The 22,327-nt window shown below is 62.3% G+C and carries 25 protein-coding genes and 1 pseudogene; 6 read left to right on the forward strand and 20 right to left on the reverse strand.

Annotation, left to right across the window (positions count from 1 at the left end; translation table 11 throughout):
• Positions 1 to 69: 69 nt before the first annotated feature.
• The 7 genes from LDZ27_RS22350 to LDZ27_RS22375 form a co-directional block, all read right to left on the reverse strand.
• Complete coding sequence (locus LDZ27_RS22350; RefSeq protein WP_244817973.1) at positions 70 to 915, reverse strand: transketolase; 846 nt, start codon at positions 913 to 915, stop codon at positions 70 to 72.
• A gap of 30 nt (positions 916 to 945) precedes the next feature.
• A complete protein-coding gene (locus LDZ27_RS22355; RefSeq protein ID WP_244817974.1) occupies positions 946 to 2,274 on the reverse strand; it encodes an MFS transporter in 1,329 nt (442 codons plus the stop codon).
• A gap of 63 nt (positions 2,275 to 2,337) precedes the next feature.
• Positions 2,338 to 3,087, reverse strand: a complete 750-nt coding sequence (locus LDZ27_RS22360; RefSeq protein WP_244817975.1) for an SDR family NAD(P)-dependent oxidoreductase — start codon at positions 3,085 to 3,087, stop codon at positions 2,338 to 2,340.
• A gap of 259 nt (positions 3,088 to 3,346) precedes the next feature.
• Positions 3,347 to 3,931, reverse strand: a complete 585-nt coding sequence (locus LDZ27_RS22365) for a peroxidase-related enzyme (RefSeq protein ID WP_244817976.1) — start codon at positions 3,929 to 3,931, stop codon at positions 3,347 to 3,349.
• 97 nt (positions 3,932 to 4,028) lie between these two features.
• On the reverse strand, positions 4,029 to 4,361 hold the full coding sequence (locus LDZ27_RS22370) for a hypothetical protein (protein WP_244817977.1): 333 nt from the start codon (positions 4,359 to 4,361) through the stop codon (positions 4,029 to 4,031).
• A gap of 104 nt (positions 4,362 to 4,465) precedes the next feature.
• On the reverse strand, positions 4,466 to 4,594 hold the full coding sequence (locus LDZ27_RS28885; protein WP_255751465.1) for a hypothetical protein: 129 nt from the start codon (positions 4,592 to 4,594) through the stop codon (positions 4,466 to 4,468).
• 58 nt (positions 4,595 to 4,652) lie between these two features.
• Positions 4,653 to 4,919, reverse strand: coding sequence for a DUF6566 family protein (locus tag LDZ27_RS22375; protein ID WP_244817978.1), 267 nt, complete (start codon positions 4,917 to 4,919; stop codon positions 4,653 to 4,655).
• A gap of 118 nt (positions 4,920 to 5,037) precedes the next feature.
• On the opposite strand from LDZ27_RS22375, the gene LDZ27_RS22380 reads away from it, so the two are divergent.
• Positions 5,038 to 5,349 (forward strand): hypothetical protein, encoded by a 312-nt coding sequence (locus LDZ27_RS22380; RefSeq protein WP_244817979.1) that lies wholly within the window; start codon positions 5,038 to 5,040, stop codon positions 5,347 to 5,349.
• A gap of 12 nt (positions 5,350 to 5,361) precedes the next feature.
• Here the strand turns inward: LDZ27_RS22380 and LDZ27_RS22385 are convergent, their stop codons facing one another.
• The 5 genes from LDZ27_RS22385 to LDZ27_RS22405 all read right to left on the reverse strand — a co-directional run bounded on the left by LDZ27_RS22385 (position 5,362) and on the right by LDZ27_RS22405 (position 9,403).
• Positions 5,362 to 5,817: a YaiI/YqxD family protein gene (locus LDZ27_RS22385; RefSeq protein WP_244817980.1), complete on the reverse strand. Its 456-nt coding sequence runs from the start codon at positions 5,815 to 5,817 to the stop codon at positions 5,362 to 5,364.
• A 66-nt stretch (positions 5,818 to 5,883) separates the two neighbouring features.
• On the reverse strand, positions 5,884 to 6,141 hold the full coding sequence (locus LDZ27_RS22390; protein WP_244817981.1) for a hypothetical protein: 258 nt from the start codon (positions 6,139 to 6,141) through the stop codon (positions 5,884 to 5,886).
• Positions 6,142 to 6,189: 48 nt separating this feature from the next.
• Entirely contained in the window at positions 6,190 to 6,402 is a 213-nt protein-coding gene (locus LDZ27_RS22395; RefSeq protein WP_244817982.1) for a YjzC family protein, read from the reverse strand.
• A gap of 40 nt (positions 6,403 to 6,442) precedes the next feature.
• The gene (locus LDZ27_RS22400) at positions 6,443 to 9,079 is read right to left on the reverse strand and encodes a PAS domain-containing protein (protein ID WP_244817983.1); all 2,637 of its coding nucleotides are present in this window, start codon (positions 9,077 to 9,079) and stop codon (positions 6,443 to 6,445) included.
• A gap of 150 nt (positions 9,080 to 9,229) precedes the next feature.
• Positions 9,230 to 9,403: a hypothetical protein gene (locus LDZ27_RS22405; RefSeq protein ID WP_244817984.1), complete on the reverse strand. Its 174-nt coding sequence runs from the start codon at positions 9,401 to 9,403 to the stop codon at positions 9,230 to 9,232.
• Between the two features lie 142 nt (positions 9,404 to 9,545).
• On the opposite strand from LDZ27_RS22405, the pseudogene LDZ27_RS22410 reads away from it, so the two are divergent.
• Positions 9,546 to 10,687: pseudogene (locus LDZ27_RS22410) on the forward strand (aldose epimerase family protein).
• 16 nt (positions 10,688 to 10,703) lie between these two features.
• Here the strand turns inward: LDZ27_RS22410 and LDZ27_RS22415 are convergent.
• A complete protein-coding gene (locus LDZ27_RS22415; protein WP_244818012.1) occupies positions 10,704 to 12,080 on the reverse strand; it encodes a gluconate:H+ symporter in 1,377 nt (458 codons plus the stop codon).
• Positions 12,081 to 12,461: 381 nt separating this feature from the next.
• On the opposite strand from LDZ27_RS22415, the gene treA reads away from it, so the two are divergent.
• Positions 12,462 to 14,066 (forward strand): alpha,alpha-trehalase TreA, encoded by a 1,605-nt coding sequence (treA, locus tag LDZ27_RS22420; protein WP_370653482.1) that lies wholly within the window; start codon positions 12,462 to 12,464, stop codon positions 14,064 to 14,066.
• Positions 14,067 to 14,115: 49 nt separating this feature from the next.
• Here the strand turns inward: treA and LDZ27_RS22425 are convergent, their stop codons facing one another.
• Positions 14,116 to 14,409, reverse strand: a complete 294-nt coding sequence (locus LDZ27_RS22425; RefSeq protein WP_244818013.1) for a DUF1330 domain-containing protein — start codon at positions 14,407 to 14,409, stop codon at positions 14,116 to 14,118.
• Positions 14,410 to 14,656: 247 nt separating this feature from the next.
• Between LDZ27_RS22425 and LDZ27_RS22430 the strand changes: the two genes are divergently transcribed.
• Entirely contained in the window at positions 14,657 to 14,956 is a 300-nt protein-coding gene (locus LDZ27_RS22430; RefSeq protein WP_244817986.1) for a DUF4148 domain-containing protein, read from the forward strand.
• A 4-nt stretch (positions 14,957 to 14,960) separates the two neighbouring features.
• Here LDZ27_RS22430 and LDZ27_RS22435 read toward each other — a convergent pair whose 3' ends face one another.
• On the reverse strand, positions 14,961 to 15,839 hold the full coding sequence (locus LDZ27_RS22435) for an oxaloacetate decarboxylase (RefSeq protein WP_244817987.1): 879 nt from the start codon (positions 15,837 to 15,839) through the stop codon (positions 14,961 to 14,963).
• A gap of 295 nt (positions 15,840 to 16,134) precedes the next feature.
• On the opposite strand from LDZ27_RS22435, the gene LDZ27_RS22440 reads away from it, so the two are divergent.
• Positions 16,135 to 17,214 carry an alpha/beta hydrolase gene (locus LDZ27_RS22440; RefSeq protein WP_244818014.1) on the forward strand — a complete coding sequence of 360 codons (1,080 nt, stop codon included), beginning with the start codon at positions 16,135 to 16,137 and terminating at the stop codon, positions 17,212 to 17,214.
• Positions 17,215 to 17,229: 15 nt separating this feature from the next.
• Here LDZ27_RS22440 and LDZ27_RS22445 read toward each other — a convergent pair whose 3' ends face one another.
• From LDZ27_RS22445 to LDZ27_RS22455, 3 genes are all read right to left on the reverse strand, one after another.
• Positions 17,230 to 18,594: a sigma-54 dependent transcriptional regulator gene (locus tag LDZ27_RS22445; protein WP_244817326.1), complete on the reverse strand. Its 1,365-nt coding sequence runs from the start codon at positions 18,592 to 18,594 to the stop codon at positions 17,230 to 17,232.
• 256 nt (positions 18,595 to 18,850) lie between these two features.
• Entirely contained in the window at positions 18,851 to 19,153 is a 303-nt protein-coding gene (locus tag LDZ27_RS22450; protein WP_244817327.1) for a hypothetical protein, read from the reverse strand.
• Between the two features lie 175 nt (positions 19,154 to 19,328).
• A complete protein-coding gene (locus tag LDZ27_RS22455; protein ID WP_244817328.1) occupies positions 19,329 to 20,213 on the reverse strand; it encodes a LysR substrate-binding domain-containing protein in 885 nt (294 codons plus the stop codon).
• 81 nt (positions 20,214 to 20,294) lie between these two features.
• Here LDZ27_RS22455 and LDZ27_RS22460 point away from each other — a divergent pair, with 81 nt between their 5' ends.
• The gene (locus tag LDZ27_RS22460) at positions 20,295 to 21,062 is read left to right on the forward strand and encodes a sulfite exporter TauE/SafE family protein (RefSeq protein ID WP_244817329.1); all 768 of its coding nucleotides are present in this window, start codon (positions 20,295 to 20,297) and stop codon (positions 21,060 to 21,062) included.
• Between the two features lie 194 nt (positions 21,063 to 21,256).
• Here the strand turns inward: LDZ27_RS22460 and LDZ27_RS22465 are convergent, their stop codons facing one another.
• Positions 21,257 to 21,640, reverse strand: a complete 384-nt coding sequence (locus tag LDZ27_RS22465) for a hypothetical protein (RefSeq protein WP_244817330.1) — start codon at positions 21,638 to 21,640, stop codon at positions 21,257 to 21,259.
• Between the two features lie 322 nt (positions 21,641 to 21,962).
• Positions 21,963 to 22,166 (reverse strand): cold-shock protein, encoded by a 204-nt coding sequence (locus LDZ27_RS22470; RefSeq protein WP_008347993.1) that lies wholly within the window; start codon positions 22,164 to 22,166, stop codon positions 21,963 to 21,965.
• Positions 22,167 to 22,327 lie beyond the last annotated feature (161 nt).

Genomic DNA, 22,327 nt, shown 5'->3' on the forward strand with positions numbered 1-22,327 from the left:
TGTCTCCTGACGACGAGAGCGGGCTGAGGTGCAGCGCACGCTCTCGTCTCGTGCAAGGTGAATGCGGCTTTATTGGCGTGCGTCGGATGCTTCGAGTGCTTCGAGCGCGAGCTTCCACTCGTGCGCATCGACGCGAATGAAGTGATTTTTCTCGCGTTGCTCGAGGAACGGCACGCCGCAGCCCATCTTCGTATCGCACACGATGATGCGCGGCTTCGCTTCCTTGAGATTGCGCGCGTTGTCGAAGGCCTCCTTCACGGCGTCGATGTCGTTGCCGTTCACGCGCTGCACGTACCATCCGAACGCTTCGAGCTTCGGCACGAGCGGTTCGAACGCCATGATCTGCGTCGAGGGGCCGTCCGCCTGCTGATTGTTCACGTCGATCATCGCGATCAGATTGTCGAGCTTCCAGTGCGCCGCGGACATCAGGCCTTCCCAGATCGCGCCTTCGTCGAGTTCGCCGTCCGAGAAAAGCGTGTAGACGAAGGACTTCGACTGCTTGCGCTTCAAGCCGAGGCAACGGCCTACAGCGATGGTCAGCCCTTGTCCGAGCGAGCCGCCGGACATTTCCATGCCGGGCGTATAGCTCGCCATGCCGGACATGGGAAGACGGCTGTCGTCGCTGCCGTAGGTTTCGAGTTCCTCTTGCGGCAGGATGCCCGCTTCGAAAAGCGCTGCGTAAAGCGCGATGGCATAGTGTCCGTTGGACAGCAGGAAGCGATCGCGGTCTTCCCACTCCGGGTCTTGCGGGCGGTAGTTCATCGCGCCGAAGTAGGCGACGGCCAGCACATCGGCGATATCGAGGGCCTGGCCGATATAGCCTTGTCCCTGCACCTCACCCATCAGCAGCGCATTGCGGCGAATTCGATAGGCACGCTCTGCAAGCGTCGTTTCCTCGATGATAGGACTGTTCATGATTGTCTCCTTGAATGAATGGATGCTTGCCTAGCGGTTGACGGTCTTGGCGGGCACGAGGAACACCAGCGCCGCGCCGATTACGACCGACGCCGAGATGAAGATCAGGCCCGCAGTCGACTTGCCCGTGAGATCGTTGAGCCAGCCGACGATGGCGGGCGAGAAGAAGCCCGCGAGATTGGCGAAGCAGTTGACCGCCGCGATGCCCGCAGCCGCCGACATTCCGCCGAGCAGTGCTGTCGGCAAGGACCAGAACTGCGACGACGATGCGAGGATGCCCGCTGCGGCCACGCTCACGCAAATGATCGACGCGCCCACGCTGCCGAGCATCGGCAAGGTGGCGAAGCCGGCTGCGGAAACGAGCATCGGAATGGCCAGATGCAGGCGGCGTTCGCGGCGCTTGTCGGCGCTTGCACCGATGAGCGGCAGCGCAATGATGGCGCAGAGATACGGGATCGCGGTGAAGATGCCGACCCACAGCGGGTCCGCGACACCGGCGCGGCGCACGATCGTCGGCAGCCAAAAAGTCAGACCGTACTGACCCAGCACGACACAGAAATAGATCGCGGCCATGAGCCACAGACGGCGGTCGCCGATGAAGGCGCGAATCGATACGTGTTCCGACTTCTGCGCGTTGTCCTTTTCGACATTGCGTGCGAGCAGCGCCTTCTCCGTATCGGTGAGCCACTTCGCGCCGGCGATGCCGTTGTCGAGATAGAAGAGGATCGCGATGCCGAGCACGAGCGAAGGCACCGCTTCGAGAATGAAGAGCCACTTCCATCCTGCAAGCCCATGCAAGCCCTGAAACGCATGCATGATGTAACCGGAGAGCGGGCCGCCTACGATGCCCGCAAGCGGTATCGCCATAAAGAAGAGCGACAGGGCTTTGGCGCGTCGCGCAGCCGGAAACCAGTACGTGAGATAAAGAATGACGCCCGGCGCGAACCCCGCTTCCGCAACGCCCAGCAGGAAGCGCAGCACGTAGAACATGGTCGGCGACTTGACGAACACGAAGCTCGCCGAGATCACGGCCCATGTCAGCATGATGCGCGCGAGCCAGTTGCGCGCGCCAACCTTGTGAAGGACCACGTTGCTCGGCACTTCGAAGAGGAAGTAGCCCAGAAAGAAGATGCCCGCGCCAATGCCATAGATCGTCTCCGAGAAGCGCAGATCGTTGAGCATCTGCAGCTTCGCAAAGCCCACGTTGACGCGGTCCAGATAGGCGCCGAGATAGCACAGCATCAAGAAGGGAATGAGGCGGCGTCCGACCTTTGCGTAGGTCCTGGCCTCGAAGGTCGCGCTATCCGAAGACAACGCGACATCCGCCGTGAGTGGCGGCGCGCTGAAGCGGGTTTTCATGCATGTCTCCTGCCATGAAGGGCGTTACGCCCCGGTTGTCCGGGTGCGTCGGTGCTGCGGCGATCAGTGGATCAACATGCCGCCGTTGACGTCGAGCGTGACGCCCGTGAGATAGCTCGACAGATCGCTTGCAAGGAAGAGGCACGCGTTGGCTATGTCGGCGGCATCGCCGAGGCGCCCGAGCGGAATGCCCTTGATGATGTCAGCGCGCATCTCGGGCGTAAGTTTGTCGCCGGTAATGTCGGTCTGAATGAGGCCGGGCGTGATGGAATTCACGCGGATATGGTCGCCGCCGAACTCGCGCGCCATCGCGCGTGCGAGACCCAGCACGCCGGCTTTCGCCGCGCTGTAATGCGGTCCGCCGAAGATGCCGCCGCCGCGTTGCGCCGACACCGACGACATGCACACGATGCTGCCGCTCTGCTGCTGCTTCATCTGGCCGATGACCGCCTGCGACATGTAAAGCGTGCCGCGCAAGTTGACGTCGATGACCGCATCGAAATTATTCGCGCTGATTTCCAGCGTCTTGATGGGCTGCGTGATGCCCGCGTTGTTGATGAGCGCATCGATGCGCCCATACTTTTCGATGGTCGCATTCGCGGCGGCGACGCACGCGGCCTTGTCGGTGACATCGCATGCGAGACCCAGGTGGCCTTCGCCGATATCGCGTGCGGCGCTTTGGGCGTCGGCTTCGCGCAGATCGAGAATCACGACGCGCGCGCCTTGAGCCGCGAGCGCCTTCGCCGTCGCCTTGCCGATGCCGCGCGCCGAGGCCGCGCCAGTCACGATCACTACACGATTGTCGAGCAACATTGCCGTCTCCATGGTTTGTTCGGTGTGGAGGCAGTGTCGCCGCCTTCGACCTGACGATCAACGCGGTTCGTCTCAGCTATTGCTGAGAAATTTTCAGGTGAGGGGGCGCGGGTTATTGGGGTTAACCAGAGTCAGCGGAGCTAACGCTGGCGATTCCAATACATCGGATAACCAAATACCGAGCGATTGCAAAGACGCGACTAACGGTCAGATTCGCGCGGCAACTTCAAGTGCCGCAAGAGACAGCCGCAATAGCGATTCAGCGTTCTTTCGGCACGCGGCCCATCAGATAGAACTCGTCATTGGGCCGCATCGACATGACGTTCGCCATGCGGTTAGAGAGCCCGAAGAAGGCGGTGATTGCAGCAATGTCCCACGCGTCTTCATCGCTGAACCCATGTGATCGAAGCGCGATGAAGTCCGCATCGTCGATGCTCGCGGAATCGCGGCAGACCTTGATCGCGAAGTCGAGCATCGCCCGTTGACGCGGCGTGATATCCGCCTTGCGATGATTGACCGCGACCTGATCCGCGACGAGCGCGTTCTTTTCATAGATGCGCAGAATGGCGCCATGCGCGACGACGCAGTAGAGGCAAGCGTTGACCGCGCTCGTCGCGACCACGATCATCTCCCGCTCGCCTTTCGTGAGACCGCCTTCCTTGAGCATCAGCGCATCGTGGTAGGCGAAGAAGGCGCGAAATTCATCGGGCCGGTGCGCTAACGCAAGAAAGACATTCGGAACGAAGCCCGCTTTCTCCTGCACGTCGAGTATGCGGGCGCGAATATCGTCGGGCCAGTCTTGCGGATTGGGAACGGGGTAGCGACTGATGGCTCGATCGGGCATGGCGTCTCCGTGATAACCGGCAAAGCGAAGCCTCGAAGCGGGCTCGCTTCACGAGTATGCCGCAGCATGCGCCATCAGGCGTCATCAGGCGCGCCGATCACTGGCCCTGAGCGCCGCCGTTGGTGGTGGACTTGCTGCCCGGCTGACGCGTCGTGCCGCCCGTGGCGCCGCCCGGTGTCATCGGCTGCATTCCGCCGGCTGAGCCTTGGCCGGGCGAACGCATGCCGTCGCCCGCGCCGCCTGTGCCGCCGCCGGGCGTCACAGGCTGCATGCCGCCAGCCGATCCCGGTCCGGATGCCGCGCCGCTGCGTCCCGCCGGCGATGTGTTCACGGATGCACCCGAGCCAGTGCTTCCGGTGCCGCTGCCCGCGGCCCATGCCACGCTCGATAAACCGAGTGCGAGCGCCCCGCACAGTATGCGCGCGTTCATGTTCATTCTCCTGCGAGTGCAATCAGTGCAATCAGTGCAAGGGGAATCCGGCCGCACGCGCGAGCAATGCATGCGGCCGGACTCATTCACGCACGCCAGTGCGTTCACGGCTGCCGTTGACCGCCCTGATGCATCGGCTGCTTTTGCTGATTCTGCTGCTGTTGTCCCTGCGCCTTTCCTTGATCGTTACGCGGATTGGTCGGGTTCGAATTACCGAGCTTGGACGATGGCATTACGTGCTCCTTTCCTGAGTGGTTAGGGACTGACAAATGCGCATACCGCGTTCCAGGCCTAGAAATCCCGCTTGATTGCGCCGTCGGTATGTTGATCGTCATGCCCTCGGCCGTAACGATCGATCAACCTGCGCGCCTGTTCGACGCCCGCGCGCAGCGCCTCCTCGCGTGTGGCCCAGTTCGGCTCAACGGTTTCGACTTGTGGCAGTGCAACCGGCTTGCCATCGCGAAAGGCCTGTATGAGCGGCGTCCAGTCGCCCGTCTCGACCTGTTCGGTCGTCACTGTCACGTCGTATCCTGCAAAAGAAAAGCGTTCGCTTTGCATGGCGCCTCCGTGCGTATCTTCGTTCGCCAGGCGTGCAAGCAGACGCCATGCCCCGGCCGTCGTGGATCGTTCCTTGCTAAGGGAAGGGCGCGTGAATCAGAATCAATAACGACGAAATATGAAAGCCACCATCGTCTCGCACGAAGCGCCGCCGGAGACCGCATCGGCCGAAATCCATCGGTTCAGGTTCAAACTGGAGGACGGCAATGCGCCGCCGCTGACGGAGTCCATCTCGCTTAGAACGGCACGCGTCATCGTCGATAACCTGACCGACGGCAACGCGTTCATCAAGATGCTGCACGCTATCGTGAGCGCGCCATCGGGTGATTACGACGCGCTTGTCGGCAAGGTCTTTCCCGACCATTTCAGCGACAGCCCGCACGCCGATCGCCGCATGCCGGGACCGGATAGCGAAGGCCCGCGACCCTGAATCGCGAACCGTTCACTTCACGGCCTCTCTGCGGGCGAGAAAGCGGTCCAGTTGCGCAGCGAAATTTTTTCCATCGCGTGGACTATAAGGCGATGGCCCGCCCGTATCGATTCCGCTGCTGCGTAGCTGATCCATCATCGAGCGAATCGTCAGACGCTCCTCGATGTTCTCCGCGCTGAACCATTCGCCGCGCGGGTCGAGCGCGTGCGCGCCTTTCGCAAGCACGGCGGCTGCGAGCGGTATGTCGGCGGTGATGATGAGGTCGCCCGCGTCGGCAAGTTCGACGATGCGCGCATCGGCGACATCGAAGCCCGACGGAACCTGCACTGCCTTGATGAAAGGCGAGGGCGGCGTGCGCAGAAACTGGTTGGCGACGAGCGTAACGTGAACCTTGACGCGCGGGGCCGCGCGAAACAGGATGTCCTTGACGACGGCGGGGCACGCGTCGGCATCGACGAGGATTTGCATGATGCGGTCCTGAGCTAAGCAAGAGCGCGCATCATACGGCACAGAGGCACATACGGTACGTCCGCGCTATGCCTTCGAATCCGGCTTGCTGCGCGGATGATCGCTGCTCGCGGCGGGATCGACATCGGGATCGACGTGATCGTTCTCAGGCGTATAAGGCCCTTGTTCCGGATGATCCTTGCCCTTCGGAACCAGCGATGCGTCCATGCTTCCATGCTCGCGCTGCTCGATGGTGCCGTCGGCCTTCTCTTTCACGTCGCCTTCGCCGATTGCCTCGCGGCGCTTGTCCGCGCGCTCGACGGGATCGGATGGTTCGGGATTCATTGCGTCGTCCTCATGTCGAAACGGCGGCACGCTGGCCGCCTTCGTGAATTACTTGTCCGCGCTGCCGAGCTCGGCATGCTTGTGTGAGTGCGTCGCGGCGTGCACCAGCTCGTAATGCGCGCCCTTGCCGCTTCGCGTTGGCGGAAAATGCTCGCCTTCCACGCACGTCACTTCGAAAGCGGAACCGCCGTCGCCTTCCTTGACGACGCGATAAATCCCCGACGTCTGCACTTTCTCACCGGGTTTATGTTGCTCGGCCATGCGCACCTCCATGAAAGTTTCGGTGACGCGTTCGAAGCAATCATCGTTCCGCGCGGCTCGCGACAGTCAGGGACGACAGCAGCTTCAGCAGGCTCTCCACGTTCACGGGTTTCACGAAGTGATAGTCGAAGCCGGCGGACTGGGCGCGCAGCCGGTCCTCGGCTTGTCCATAGCCTGTGATCGCGATGAGCAAAGGCGCGCTGTCGCCCTTGCGCCGCAGCCGCCGCGCAAGTTCATAGCCGTCGATATCGGGCAAGCCGATGTCGAGCAACGCGACGTCCGCTTCGAACGGCACGGCCCGGAGCGCTTCTTCGGACGAATACGCCACGCGCGTGACGTGCCCTTCGGATTCGCAGAGCATCGCGAGCGAATCGGCGGCATCGCGGTTATCGTCGACGACGAGAATGCGCAGCGCCGCGTGCGTCTCGATGCCGCCAGCCTCCGAAAGCGCCAGCGCCGTATGCCGTTCGTGATGATGCAAGCGCGGCAGGCCCACAGTCACGGTCGTGCCCATTCCCGGTCCGGGGCTTTGCACGGTGATCGTTCCGTTATGCATCTCGACGAGCTTCTTCACGAGCGATAGCCCGATGCCGAGCCCACCGTTCGAGCGGTCAAGCGTGCGTTCGCCCTGCGAGAAGAGTTCGAACACCTTCGGCAACAGGTCTGCCGAAATGCCGGTGCCGGTGTCCGCGATCACGATGGACACCCAGTCCTGATCCGCCTTCACGCTCACGGAAATGTTGCCTTCTTCCGGCGTGTACTTGCTCGCATTGTTCAGGACGTTGACGAGGATTTGCGAGAGCCGCGTGACATCGCCGCAAACCCATGTGGTCGCATCCGGGACATCGACCTGTATGCGCTGGCCGCGCGCTTCGACCATGCCTGCAATCGCTTCGACCGCGTGGTACACGGCGGTGCCGACGAGAACCGGCTCGGTCTTGAGCGCGATGCGCCCCTGCGTGATGCGCGAGACTTCCAGCAGGTCATCGACGATGCGCGTCATGTGCTCCACTTGCCTGCGCATCAGTTCGATCAGATCGCCCGTATGCGAGGGGACGTCGTCGTCCTTTTGCAAAAGCGCAATGGCCGTGCGTAGCGGCGCAAGCGGATTGCGCAGTTCATGCGCGAGCATCGCGAGAAATTCGTCCTTGCGCCGGCCCGATTCGCGCAGCACGAGTTCCATGTGCTTGCGTTCGGTGATGTCGAGCACGCTGCCGATGATGCGCAGCGGATTGCCGTCCTTGCTGCGCTGGAGCAGCGCGCTGCCCTGCATCCACTGTTCGCCGTTCACGTTGCGCACGCGGAATTCGAACTGTTCCTGCGGATCGTCACCCGCTGCGAGACGCCGCACGTAGCGGTCGAGTCTCGGCGCGTCATCGGGATGAAGACGCGCGAGCGCCGCTTCGTAGGTAAGCGGTTCGGCAGGATCCGTTCGATCGTCGCCGCCCATTTCGAAAAGCAGCGTCCACGTCGCGAGTTCGAGCGAAACGATATGGAGCTTCGCGGCCTGCATCGCGACGGTCAGGCGCAGGCTGCGCGCCTCGATCGCGGCTTGCGCTTCGTATTGCGGCGTGACATCGGTGGTGGTGCCGAACCATTCCTGCAGCTCGCCCTTCTCGTCGTAGAGCGGCGCGGCCTGCGCCTGCACCATGCGATACACGCCATCGCGACGATACATGCGAAACGTGAGCGTGCGCGGGCCGCCCTGATGCAGCGCTTCGAGCCACGCGCGATGCGTGCGTTCGCGGTCGTCCGGATGAATGAAGTCGAGCCAGCCCCATCGCGATAGCCTGTCGCGGCGCGCGCCGGTGAACATCTCCCATTCGCCACCTGAAGGACGTATCTCGCCGTTCGCGTCTGCGGACCACACGAGCGCGCCCGTCGATTCCACCAGCGCGCGATATCGCCGCTCGCTCAGACTCAGGCGCTCTTCGTCGGCGCGTTGCGCGCTGATATCGAAGCTCACGCCATAGACGCGCGTGAGAAGGCCATTCGCGTCGAACTCGGGATTGCCGCGCATGCGCACCCACCGTTTTTGCGACGACTTGTCGTGCGCTTCGCCATCCAGCATGAAGTCGAACTCGAATGGCCCGCCATTGCGCAGTGCATCGGCGAGTTCGCGCTGAAACAGGTCGCGGTATTCCGGCGCGACGCGGTCCCATATCTCCGACAGCATTGCCGTTTCGGTGCCGGGCGCAAACGAATACATGGCCGCGAGTTGCCCCGTCATGCGAACGACGCGCGTGTTCATGTCCCATTCCCAGGCACCCATGCGCGCGCCCGCGAACGCGGCTTGCAAGCGCCGCTCGCTTGCTTCGTAAAGCGCCCACGCATGCCGGCATTCGTGAATGTCGATGGCGACGCCTACCGTATCGCCGATTTGCCCGTCTTCGTCGCGACGCGCCTGCAAATGAAGCGTATGCCAGCGGAATTCGCCATCGGCACGCAGAAGGCGGACATCCACGTTGCGCAGAAGCGTTCCGTCGCGCATTTGACGCAACGCATCGAGAATATCTTTGACGTCGTCGGGATGGACAAAAGCCTGCCAATGCCGGCCGATCAATTCTTCGGACGCGATGCCGAGATAACGCGACGCCCAGGGATTTGCATATTGAATCAGCCCGTCACGCGCCGCGCGCCACACGAACGACGGAAGAAAGTGAGCAGGATCGTGCATGAGCGTCCTTGCTGCAGTTGAATGGCGACGCATGTCGCCGGGCGCGGCTTGTCCGGTCCCGTAACGGTGCTTCTAACATTGTTCCTACACTTACTGCAAGAGGCGCGCGCAGCGTGAAAGCCGCTGCGCGCCAGGCATTGCATCGTGCGTTCAACCGTCTTCGCCGACGGCGTTCGGATCGGGCAGCGGCTCGCCCTTGTTCGTCGGCGCTGCGGGTTCGTGCGTCATGTTCTGCTTCTGCTCGTCGCTCAGACGGCGGTCCGCTGCGGTTGAATCGTCAGTGTTTTGCTTCGGCGGTGTCGAACGTTCGGTTTCCTGCGTCATATGCACTCCTTGGGCCTGAGAGAAAGCGTCATGCCAACGCACCGGATGCATCGAGCGTGCCTGATTCGAAGGCCTGCGCCCGAGGCGGGCATACGCGATGCTCGACTGCTTTATTCATCGATTGCTTAACGACCCATTGAATATGACTTCGTTTATTCGCAGCGCAGCCGCGTTATGTGCCGCGCTCGGCCCCTTGGCAACGCATGCGGCAACCGTCGCTTCCGCGCCTTATGGCGCCACCCAGCAGGGACAGGCCGTCGTTCAGTACACGCTTGCCAACGCGCGCGGACTTTCCATGAACTGCATCACCTATGGCGGCATCGTCACGCGCATCGATGTGCCCGACAGACGCGGGCGGCGCGCGGACATCGTCCTAGGCTTTGCGAACCTTGCCGATTACGAGCGCTATAACGGGAACATTCATTTCGGCAGTCTCATAGGCCGCTATGCGAACCGTATCGCTTCGGGACGCTTCACCATCGACGGACACACATATCAATTGCCGATCAACGATCCGCCCAATACGTTGCATGGCGGCCCGCATGGTTTCGACGAAAAAGTATGGACGGTCGTGCGGACATTTCAGAATCAGGCGGCGCGGGGGTGCAATTGCGTTACGTGAGCCCGGACAACGAGAACGGTTTTCCGGGCACGCTCACCGTAGACGTGACCTACACGCTCACCGACGACAACGAAGTGCGTATCGACTATCGCGCGAAGACCGACAAGCCTACCGTCGTCAATCTCACGAATCACAGTTACTTCAATCTGGCGGGCGAGGGCAGCGGAAGCGTCGAAGGGCAGCTCATCATGATTGCTGCATCGAGCTATACGCCGACGCGCGCGGACTCGATCCCCACGGGCGAGATTGCGCCGGTCGAAGGCACGCCGCTCGATCTGAGGGCGCTTACGCCGATCGGTGCGCGCTTGCGTTCCGGCTTCCCGCAGTTGCGTTACGCGCGCGGCTACGACAATAACTTCAAGCTGAACAGGACATCGCAGCGCGACGGTGAACCTTCGTTTGCCGCGCGCGCCTACGATCCCGCAAGCGGCCGCGTGCTCGATGTCTATACGACGCAGCCAGGCTTGCAGTTCTATACCGCGAATGGGCTGGACGGCAGCGCGGTGGGCGTATCGGGAAACGCCTATCGGCAGACAGACGCCTTCGCGCTCGAAGCCGAGCATTTCCCGGATTCGCCGAATCATCCTTCGTTCCCGTCGACCGAACTCAGGCCCGGCGACGAGTATCACGAAGTGACCGTGTGGAAGTTCGGCGTGCGCTAGATGCGTGACTCGCGCATCAGGTGAGCACGCTCCATAGCGCGAGCGTCAGCACGAGGCCCACGACCGACACGATGGTCTGCAACACCGACCATACCGCGACGGTCTGCTTGAGCTTCAGACCGAAGTATTCGCGGACCATCCAGAAGCCGGCGTCGTTGACGTGACAGAAGAAGACGGAGCCGGCGCCGATGGCCAGCGCCATCAGCGAGGTATGCGTCGCGGAAAGCGCGCCGACGACCGGCGCGACGATGCCGGCTGTCGTCGTGGTCGCGACCGTCGCGGAGCCGGTTGCCTGCCTGAGCGCGACCGCAATGAGCCATGCGAGCAGGAGGAGCGGCAAGTGCGCGCCGACCGCAATCTTGCCGATGGTCGCGCTGATGCCCGCGGCGACGAGCGTCTGCTTGAGACCGCCGCCCGCGCCGATGGTGAGCAGGAGCGCGGCGATGGGCGGCAGGCTCTTGCGCAGAATGCCGCCGACGCGCTCGCGCGCCATGCCGCGCGACCAGCCGAGCATGACGATCGCGAAGAGCACGGTCAGCGCAAGCGCGACGAGCGGTTCGCCCACGAAGTCGAGCGTGTCGTACAACAGCGTGTCTTTCGCAAGCGCGAGCTTGGCGACGGTGCGGCCGAGCATCATCGCGACAGGCAAGAGAATCGTGATGAGCGAGATGGCGAAACCGGGCGTCGATGCGGCGTCGGCATGTTCGGTGAAGAGCTTGCCGATCGCATCCGGCTCTTCGATGTGCACGCGCTTCGCAAGCCAGATGCCGTAGAGCGGACCCGCGAGTATGACGGCCGGCAATGCCACGATCAGACCGAGGCCGAGCGTGAGGCCGAGATCGGCATGCAGCGCGCTCACCGCGATGAGCGGGCCGGGATGAGGCGGCAGAAGCGCATGCAGCGTCGTCATGCCCGCGAGCGCCGGAATCGCGATGCGCAAAATGGGCTGCTTCGCGCGGCGCGCCATGACGAAGATGATCGGCACCATCATCACGAGGCCGACTTCGAAGAAGAGCGGCAAGCCGACGATGATCGCGACGAACGCCATCATCCACGGTAGCCGGCGCGGTGTGGAGTGATCGAGCAGCGTGGTGACGAGGCGGTCCGCCGCGCCCGATTCGGCCATCAGCGCGCCGAGCATCGAACCTAGCGCGATGATGATGCCGACATCGCCCAGAAGCGCGCCCGCGCCTTTGCTGAACGCTTGCGCGATGGCTTCGAGCGGTTGATGCGCCGTGAAGCCAGCGGCGAACGTGCCGACGAGAATCGACAAGAACGGTGCGAGCTTCAGCACGCTGATGGAGACGATGATGATGGCGAGCCCGAGCGCGCAGGCAAGCAACAGTTGTGTGTCGTGGGCGGCCCACGGAGCGAGCGTTGTTGTTGGATTCACAGTGACCTTGAGCTGACGCGCATCGGCTTCCATGCCGATGCCGGTGGATTTTTTACGGAAGGCTTTCGCGGCTTCGATGTGTGGGGCCTTGGCGCAAAAGCCCCGTGGTAATAGCATTTTTCGCGGCGACGGTCAAAGAATGACCGAATGAGTGGACTAAGAATTCGCGCGCCTGACGCCCACGCCCAATGCCGCAACTCAAGCGCAATTCCCAACGACCGGTTGCCACTGCCCTTGAAGCCGTGCGATGCTTCGCCGTGCTGCATATTCGAAAACGAACAAGCGCGGGACGAACGAGACCAGTCCGGTTCATCACCCTTTGAAGGAGTGAATATGATCGTACTGTCGCGGTATCGCGGAACACCTGACGCATCGCAACACATGCCGCTCAAGGCGCGTCGTCTGTTTGGCGCATGGCTTCTCGCCGGCGCGGCAAGCGCAATAGCAAGCGCGGCCTATGCGGATTCGCCAAGCGCCTATGTCTTGCCGCCGCCGCCAAGCGAGCTTTATGGCGACTTGTTCGTTGCAGTGCAAACGCAGCAGATCTATCCGGATCAGAAGACGTTCGTCGATGCGACGCCGAAAATGGACCCGGCGCAAATCAATCAGCTCTATTTGCAGCAGCGCGCGGTTCCCGGCTTCAGCCTTTCCGCCTTCGTCGCCCAATATTTCACGCCGCCGACCGATCAGGTCATCACGCCGCCGCCGAACCAGACGCTAAGAGAGCATATCGACTGGCTCTGGCCCGCGCTCACGCGCAACACCGCGACCGTGCCTCAGTACAGCACGCTCATCCCCATGCCGAAGCCTTATGTCGTGCCGGGCGGGCGCTTTCGCGAAGGCTACTACTGGGACACCTATTTCACGATGCTGGGCCTTCAGGAAGCGGGCCGTGAAGATCTCGTCGACGACATGCTCGACAACTTCGCGTATCTCATCGACACCATCGGCCATATTCCCAACGGCAATCGCACGTATTACGTGAGCCGCTCGCAACCGCCGTTCTTCTCTTACATGGTTGAGCTCGCCGCGCACAAGGAAGGCGGGCGCGTGTATCAGAAGTACTTGCCTGAGATGCGCCACGAATATGGTTACTGGATGCAGGGCGCGGATTCGCTGCAACCGGGCGCGGCCGTGCGCAACGTGGTGATGCTGCCCGATCGCACCGTGCTCAACCGCTACTGGGACGAGCGCGATACGCCGCGCGACGAGTCCTATCTGGAAGACGTGCAGACCGCGACGTCGGTGCCGGGTCGTCCCGCCAACGAGGTGTATCGCGACTTGCGCGCCGCTGCGGAAAGCGGCTGGGATTTCAGCTCGCGCTGGTTCGGCGATAACCAGACGCTTGCGACTATCCGCACGACATCGATCGTGCCCGTCGATCTCAATAGCCTGATGTTTCATCTGGAAACGACGATCGCGCGAGGATGCGGCGAGTCGCGCGACTTCGGATGCGTGGCGCAGTTCGTCGGCAAGGCGGCGCAACGCGCGCTCGGCATCAACAAGTATCTCTGGAATAACAACGGCTATTACGGCGACTACGACTGGCAGCTTGCGCAGCCGCGCAACAACCCCTCGGCCGCCATGCTTTATCCCTTGTTTGCGGGCGCCGCGTGGCCGGAGCGCGCGCATACGACTGCCAACACCGTGGAAGCGTTGCTGCTGAAGCCGGGCGGCCTCACGACAACCACGTTCAACACGACGCAACAGTGGGATGCGCCGAACGGCTGGGCGCCGCTGCACTGGATTGCCGTGCAAAGCCTGCGACGCTATGGGCGCGGCGATCTCGCGCAGCAGATAGGCACGCGTTTTCTCTCCGACGTGAACCACGTCTATGCGACCGAGCAGAAGCTCGTCGAGAAATACATCGTGGAAGGCACGGGGACGGGCGGCGGAGGGGGCGGGGAATATCCGCTGCAGGACGGCTTCGGATGGACCAACGGCGTCACGTTACGTCTGCTGGATCTCTACGCGCCGGGACAATAAGCGACCGGCGATGGCGGCTAATGGAGCCGCCATCGCCGTCATGCATTTCTTATTCGAGGCCTTCCACTACACGGAAATCGCGCTCGCATGCATCGCCTAGCACTTTGAGCGCTTCCTGATACTTCTCGCCGTTGAAAGTAGCGAGCGCCTGATCGAGCGAGTCGAACTCGACGAGCACCGTGCGCTCCGCGATGCCCGCGCCTTGCACTGCCGAAGCGACACCGCGCACGAGCGCACGACCGCCGCCTTCCTTGATGGCGACGGTCGCGAGCTTCGAATATTCGGCCACCTGATCCGGCTTGGCAATCTTACGGTACGCGCTAACCCAGTAACCCTTTGCCATCTGCATCTCCCATTTTCGTTGAGCGCCTAGCGCTGAATGAAATGCAAGACGCCTTCGACGTCATGCATTCGTTGCGAAGCGAGCATAGCAAATATTCGCTTTGTCGCTCGCGCCCGCCATTGCGCGCATTTCAATGAACAGTGCCTTCCTGGGTTAGGGGTTAACCCTCGGGATTCATGCGCCTAGACTTCGCCTACTGCTTGAGTCGTAAGGCTCAGGCAAGCAACCCAATCACCGGAGTCATGCAATGAAGTCCTTGATTTGCGCAGCAGTCGTCGCCACCGCTTTGACCATTCCCGCCCTGTCGTTCGCACAAGGCAGCCAGATCACGCGCGCACAGGTTCGCGCCGAACTGGCCGAGCTGCAAAGCGTGGGTTATCACGTCGGAGACGGCGACCAGGCGCATTATCCCGCCGCGATTCAGCAAGCCGAAGCGAAGCTCGCCGCGCGCCGTGGCGAAACCGCTTACGGTGGCGCAGCGAATGGCGCGACCCAGTCGGGCAATCGCGTTTCGCAAGCCGACTGGAATGCAATGTACACGCGCTAAGCGTTCATTCGGCGGCGTACTTGCGGTCGAGTTCGTCGTAGAAAGGCTTGTTGACAAGCCGTTGACGCTCGGAAAAAGGCGCGACGATAGCGGGGTCTTCGTCGAGCCTGCCTTGTTCCTTTAGCGCGCTCAAGGCCGTCTGCATGCCGCGCACCGCGCTTTGCAAAGCCGCGTTCGCGTAAAGCACGAGGCTGAAGCCCAGGCGCTGCAATTCATCGCGTCCCGTGACAGGCGTCTTTCCGCCGATCACGATATTGATGAGTTGCGGCGCTTCGACCTGTTTCGTCAAGGACGCAATCTGCTCTTGCGTCTCGATGGCTTCGATAAAGAGAATGTCCGCGCCGGCTTCGACGAATCTGTTCGCACGCTCGATGGCCGCGTCGAAGCCTTCCACCGCGCAAGCGTCCGTGCGCGCGATGATCTGAAAGTTCTCGTCCTCTCGCGCGTCCGCGGCGGCGCGTATCTTGCCAAGCATCTCGCTCGTCGAAATGACGCTCTTGCCAGCGAAGTGCCCGCATTTCTTGGGCATCACCTGATCTTCCAGCTGAATTGCATCGGCGCCCGCGCGTTCGAGCGCGCGCACGGTATGACGCACGTTGAGCGCATTGCCGAAGCCCGTGTCTGCATCGACGACGAGCGGCAATTCGACTGCATCGCGTATGCGCGACGTATGCTCGGTGATCTCTGCAAGCCCCGTGAAACCGAGATCCGGCATGCCGAGCGACATGTTGGTCACGCCTGCGCCGGTGATGTAAAGCGCCTCGAAGCCGAGATCGGCGGCCACGCGCGCGCTCATCGCGTTGAACGCGCCAGGCAACAGCAGACCGCGGCGTGCATTGACGAGTTCGCGAAAGGCGGCGCGACGGGAAGAAGAAGTGGTCATGGCTCGGGTTTCCGGAAAGAAAGAGATGTCGGCATGAAGCATGCGATGGCCTGTATTGCGTTGCACGCATGCCTTGGCCAGCCATCTTAAAGCGTGCAACGCTTCCCCGTTAAGCGCAAGTCCGATGTGCCTGACGAGCGGGCGTCGGGTACATTTGAGTCTTAGCCGACTTTGAAGCCGCGCATCGCAGCGTGAACAACAGACAAAGGAGCCGCGCATGAGCGAAACACTGCAGGACTTGCCCTTGCCGGAAGGCGTGCGCTCACGCTTCGTCGACAACGGAAACGGCCTTGTGATGCATCTGCTCGAGGCCGGGTACGAGTCGCCCGGCAGACCATGCATCGTTCTGCTTCATGGCTTTCCCGAACTCGCCTTTAGCTGGCGCAAGGTCATTACGACGCTTGCAGACGCGGGCTATCACGTCATCGCGCCGGACCAGCGCGGCTATGGCAGGACGCGCGGAGGCAACGCGGGGTTCGACGCCGATCTTGCCGAATTCACGTTTCCGAACCTCGTGCGCGACGTGCTCGGCCTCGTCTTCGCATTGGGTTATCGCGAGACGGCGGCGGTGGTGGGCCATGACTTCGGCTCTTTCGTCGCGGCGTGGTGCGCGCTGATCCGGCCAGACGTGTTCCGCTCGGTCGTCATGATGAGTGCGCCGTTCGCCGGGCCGCCTGATTTTGCATTCGGCACCGCGTTCCACGATGCCGCGCCATCGGCGATGACCGATGCAATGAGCGCGCTCGCATCGCTCGATCCGCCGCGCAAGCACTATCAGCGCTATTTCTGCGAGCCGCAAGCCCACGACGATATGCAGCACGCGCCGCAAGGCCTGCGCTCATTCTTGCGGGCGTACTTTCATGTGAAAAGCGCGGACTGGCAAGGCAATCATCCGCATCCGCTCGCAGCGCCTGCCGCGGAAGAACTTGCACTATTGCCCGCGTATTACGTGATGCCCGCGGACAAGACCATGCCCGAAACGGTCGAAGAATACATGCCTGACGCGGCGCACATCGCATCGTGCGCGTGGCTTTCCGACGAGGAACTCGCAGTCTTCGCAAGCGAATTCGAGCGCACGGGTTTTCAAGGCGGCCTCAACTGGTATCGATGCAGCAACGACGAACGCTACCGCGCGCCGCTGCGTCTGTGGTCGGGACGCACGATCGACGTGCCGTCATGCTTCATCGCGGGCAGCAGCGATTGGGGGTATTGCCAGCGTCCCGGCGACTTCGAGGCAATGCGTCAGCGCGTGTGCACGAACTTCCGCGCCGCGCATCTGATAGAAGGGGCAGGGCATTGGGTGCAGCAGGAGCAGCCGAGGACGGTGGCGAGCCGCATTGTCCGCTTTCTCAGGCAGGATGCGCCGGGCATCTAAGCGTCACATGCACGCTCAGGCGCCCGATACCTTCAACGGTCTGTCCGCGCGCGCCCGCAATCCATAGGCCGTTAGCAGCCGGTAAAGCGTCACGCGCGAGATGCCGAGTTCGTCTGCCGCTTCGCCGAGCCGGCCGCGATGCCGCAGGAGCGCGACTTCGATGGCGTGCCGCTCCGCAGCCTCGCGCGCCTGTGCAAGCGTCATCGGCGCGGCTTCGACGTATTCGCCGAGTTCGAGGTCGCTCGCGAGAATCTGCCGTCCTTCGGACATGACGATTGCACGCCGCACGCGATTGATGAGTTCGCGCACATTGCCGGGCCATGCGTAGTTGTGAAGCGCCGCGATGGCGCAGGGCGCAAAGCCGCGCAGCCGCCGGCTCGCATCGCGACGAAAGCGCTCCAGCATATGATTCGCGAGCAATTCGATGTCCTTGCCGCGCACGCGCAGCGGCGGCTCGTCGATTTGAAGAACGCACAGGCGGTGATAAAGGTCCGCGCGGAAGCGGCCTTCGAGCATTGCCGTCTGCATATCGACGTGCGTCGCGGAGATGATGCGGACATCGACCGAAGTGGACGTTTGACCGCCCAGCCGTTCTATCTTGCGTTCCTGAAGAAAACGCAGCAGGCTTGCCTGACTTTCGAGCGGCAAATCGCCGATTTCATCGAGAAAGAGTGTGCCGCCATCGGCTGCTTCGACGCGCCCGATCTTGCGCTGGTTCGCGCCCGTGAACGCGCCGCGCTCGTAGCCGAATAGTTCGGACTGCAATAGATGTGGCGGAATGGCGCCGCAATTGATCGCGACGAACGGCTGCTGCCGCCGCCCGGAGCGTTCATGGATGGCGAGCGCAGTGAGTTCCTTTCCCGTTCCGGATTCGCCGGAAATGAAGACGGGCGCATCGGTCATCGCGACTTTGCGAATCGAGCGATAAAGCGCCTGCATGGGCTCGCAATTGCCGACCATGCCGCCTTCGTTGCCTTCGGGCTTATGCGGATCGTTGCTCGCCACATCGTGCAGGGCGACCATGCCATACGCATGGCCCACGGCATCGACGACGCGATCGGCCGAGCAGGGCACCGTCACATAATCGAAGCAGAAATCCAGAATGAGTCGGCACAGCTCGGGCTTGTCCGCGCTGTCGGCGTCGACGGTCGCTACCCAGCCGATTCTGTGACTCGCGAGCAGGCCGGCGAGTGCCGCGCTGTCCCTGGCGAAACCGCGATTCGTCATATCGACGATGCCCGCGGCGGCGCGCTTGCCGTGCTTGAGCGGCTTCGAAGGATCGACCTGTTCGATCGTCCACCCGCGCGCATGCAGACGCTCGGCCAAATCCTCCGACACGTTACGCCCGACGTAATAGAGCGTCCTTGTATCCCCGTACATGTCTTCTCTCGGAATCTATTTGTTTGTGGACACAGTATGCCTTTGGATTCGTCGGGGGATGAAGCCGCGCAAACGATAACCGGACTTTGAATATTTGCATTGCCCAGAGGAAACCGATTGAGAAGCATTGAGCAGATTTTTCGGAACGCGCGTTCCTAACTGTCGAGAACAAGCGTGCTTTTCGGCTGGAACGGGCGCAGGGCGGGCCTCGCACGCCCGGAACCTTTTACCCGCGCGTGCGCGATGCCCTCAAACGTCAACGCGTGTTTCGGCCGGCCGTGCCGCCGCGCGCGTTCGTTGCGGCATTCGCGTTCGCGGCGTTGCCGGGATTGGTCTGGTATCCGGGATTGACCGCATTCGTCGAATTATTGGTCGGTGCGTTCGAGTTCGAATAAGCGCCGGGTGACGACCGGGGCGCCTTCGGCTGCATCGTCTGATTGATGACGCCGATCTGGCCCAGCTTTCGCGCGGCGGTGCCGTCGGCGTGCGCTGCGCTCGCGAGACATGCGCCTGCCGTGCCGATCGTCAAAGCAATGGCTGCGATCCGATTCCGTTTCATGGTGTGCTCCTCGAGACTTTCGCTGTTTGCCCAGCAGAAGATCATTGTGCGCGGGCTGGCTAGCGCCGTGCACAAGGGTTTGTGCCTAGGCGGTCGATTGACTTGCGGATCGCTGGACGCAGGGTCCGATAGTATCGGTAAGACATACTATGCAGTCCGTAACGACGAGGCGTATTCAGACCGCATCGTCCATCAGATGATGCGCAAGCAGGCGCGCGTGAGGCGTGAGCGCGTCGAAGGCGCGCGCGCAGAGATGCAGGCGCCGCGTCGCCCAAGGCTCGGATAGCGGAACGATCGCGAGGCTTGGACGAATCAGCAATTGCGCCGACGCATCGGAAAGAATGGCAATGCCGATACCCGCCTCGACCAGCATGCCGACATTCTCGATGCTGCGCATATGAACGCGATAGTGGAGCTGTCGGCCAAGCCGCGATGCACGCTCGCCAAGATGCATCTGCAGCGCGGCATCCGCGAGTCCGACGAACGCTTCTCCGACGATATCCGCGAACGCCGCGGCGCTTTGCTGTGCCACGCGATGCGCGCGGCTCGCCACGACCATGAGCCGGTCTTCGGCGACCAGCCGCGTCTGCAGGCTCGCGAGATCCGTGATGTCCGCGACGATGCCGAGGTCGGCGCGGCCTTCCGCCACCGCTTGCACGATATCGGCGCTCGGCCGCTCGTCGAGGTCGATGGAAAGGTCGGGATGCATCGCGAGAAAGCGGGCAAGGCGCGCCGGCAGGAAGGCGGCGAGCGCCGCCGTGTTCGACATCAGCCTGATGCGGCCTCTCAGGCCCGTTGCATAGCCGCGCAGATCGCCGCGCATCTGCTCGACTTGTCCGAGTATCGTGCGCGCATGCCGCACGAAGGTTTCGCCTGCGGCCGTAGGCTGAACGCCGCGTCGATTGCGTTCCAGCAGCGGTGCGCCGAGGGCGGCTTCCATGCCGGCAATGCGCTCGCTCGCGGATGCAAGCGCGAGATGCATCGCCTGCGCGCCCGACGTGATGCTGCCGCGTTCGATCACGGTCAGAAAGAGCCTCATGTCGATGAGATCGAAACGCATGACGTGCCTTCGGCCGCGCCGAAGCCTCGCATTGGAATTGCCAGATTGTAAGCGCGCAGGCCGCCCGCTAGGATGGGCCGCATGGAACCTCAACTCGTTGTGATCGGCGCGGGCTTTCTCGCGGGCGCCATGAACGCGCTCGCCGGCGGCGGTTCGTTCGTGAGCCTTCCCGCGCTCATCGCCGCGGGCTTGCCGCCGGTACAGGCGAACGCATCGTCGACTGTCGCGCTGTTTCCCGGCGGTGTCGTGAGCGCATGGGCGTATCGCGACGGACTCGGCCCGGTCGGGTCCGTACCGATGCGCGCAATGCTCTTGACGACGGTCATCGGCGGACTCATCGGCGCGGCGCTTTTGCTGTCCACTTCGTCGTCGACGTTTTCGTTTCTCTTGCCCTGGCTCTTGTTATGCGCGAGTCTCGCGCTTGCATTCGGCCGCAAGCTCGGCGAGGCGCTGCGAAGGCGCTGGCGCATCGGCGCGCCCGCAGTACTCGCCATTCAACTCGCGCTTGGCGTCTATGGCGGCTATTTCGGCGGCGCTGTCGGCATCATGATGATGGCCGTATGGGGCCTGCTCGACACGCGCGATCTGAAGAGCCTCAATGCGCCGCGCACCTTGCTCGTGAGCGCGGCCAATTCCGTTGCCGTGCTGACGTTCGCTCTGGCGCATGCGGTGCGCTGGCCCGAGACAATCGCCATGCTGGTCGCGGCTATCGCTGGCGGATATGGCGGCGCGCAGTTGGGCCGCCGCACGCCGCCAGTCATCATCCGCGCGGGCACGTTGATGGTGAGCGCGGGCATCACCATCGCGTTCTTCGTAAAGACGTATGGGCCGATGCTCTCGCATCGATGACGTTCGAGGCACGGCTAGCGAGACCATCATGATCGGTGCCTTGCTCGAAACGATCGGCGCGCTTTCAGTGCTCGCGAGCGTCGCGGCGAAGATCGCGCTGCTGCGCGATCAAGCGGCTCGCGAAAGCGTCGAGGAGAAGTCAGCGCGCCGCCATACAGCGCGAACGCGCAGGCGTCGGAGAAGATAGTTGCGCGTCATTGCGCGTTGCGTGGATTCGGCGCAAGAGCAGGCAAGCCAAGCGCGCTCGCCGCCGATTCATACGCGCGAACGAAGCGCGGATCGTTGGCGGCTTCGCGTGCGATCCATCCGCCGAGTTCGTCGCTGCAGGCGGGATTCGCGATCGAGTCGAAGCATGCCGAGTTCGCGGACATCATGCTCGCGGCCCAGTAGAAGCGAAACAGCGCTCGCTTTTCGGCAGGGTCCATATGAAGCGCGTCGGGATCGGTGCCGGAAAACCAACGCTCGATTTTGGCTTTGAGCGTCGCTTCGCTTTCTTGAACGTCGTAAGAGAAGACATAACCGCCGCCTGCCTGCGCCGTATGAAAGTCATCCATGACGACCGTGGTGACGAAACGCACAGCGCGCGCATTTGCCGCAAACGATTGCGCATGCGCGCTTGCAAGCACGCACCAAAGTACGGCGAGCAATGCACTCGCTTTATGCCGCGCCATCAAACGGCGCTTTGCTTGACTGCCTCGCGGATTCACGCAGATGAGAGAGAAGAGTGCGTTGCCAGGACGCTCGCAGCGTTTTAGCGTTGCGTGAATTCTACTGACTTATCGCGCCGTTCGATGACGCCGGTCCTGATATATATCGAGGCGAACGCGGCCTCGTTTCGGACGCCGCCAAAACAAACGGCCCCGAAGGGCCGTCTTGCGCTTGAGGGCGCTGCCGCCTGACTTACAGCGGCTGGATCGTCGAAGCCTGCTTGCCCTTCGGGCCTTGCTTGACTTCGAAGCTCACCTTCTGATTCTCCTGGAGCGACTTGAAACCCTTGGACTGGATTTCGGAGAAATGTGCAAACAGGTCTTCACCGCCGTCGTCCGGCGTGATGAAACCAAAACCCTTTGCATCGTTGAACCACTTGACAGTACCTGTTGCCATTTTTCCAAACCCTATGAGACGAATTTTGTTGAAGATGCGCCCGAATTGCGAGCGACATGGATTTTTACCACGCCGCGCGCGATCAGTCCAATAAGCGTTTTTGCTAAGCAATTCTTCTTGATGCCGTCACATTCTTTCAAACTTACCTGCCATCGATCAAC

The organism is Caballeronia sp. Lep1P3 (assembly GCF_022879595.1).
Lineage (GTDB): Bacteria > Pseudomonadota > Gammaproteobacteria > Burkholderiales > Burkholderiaceae > Caballeronia.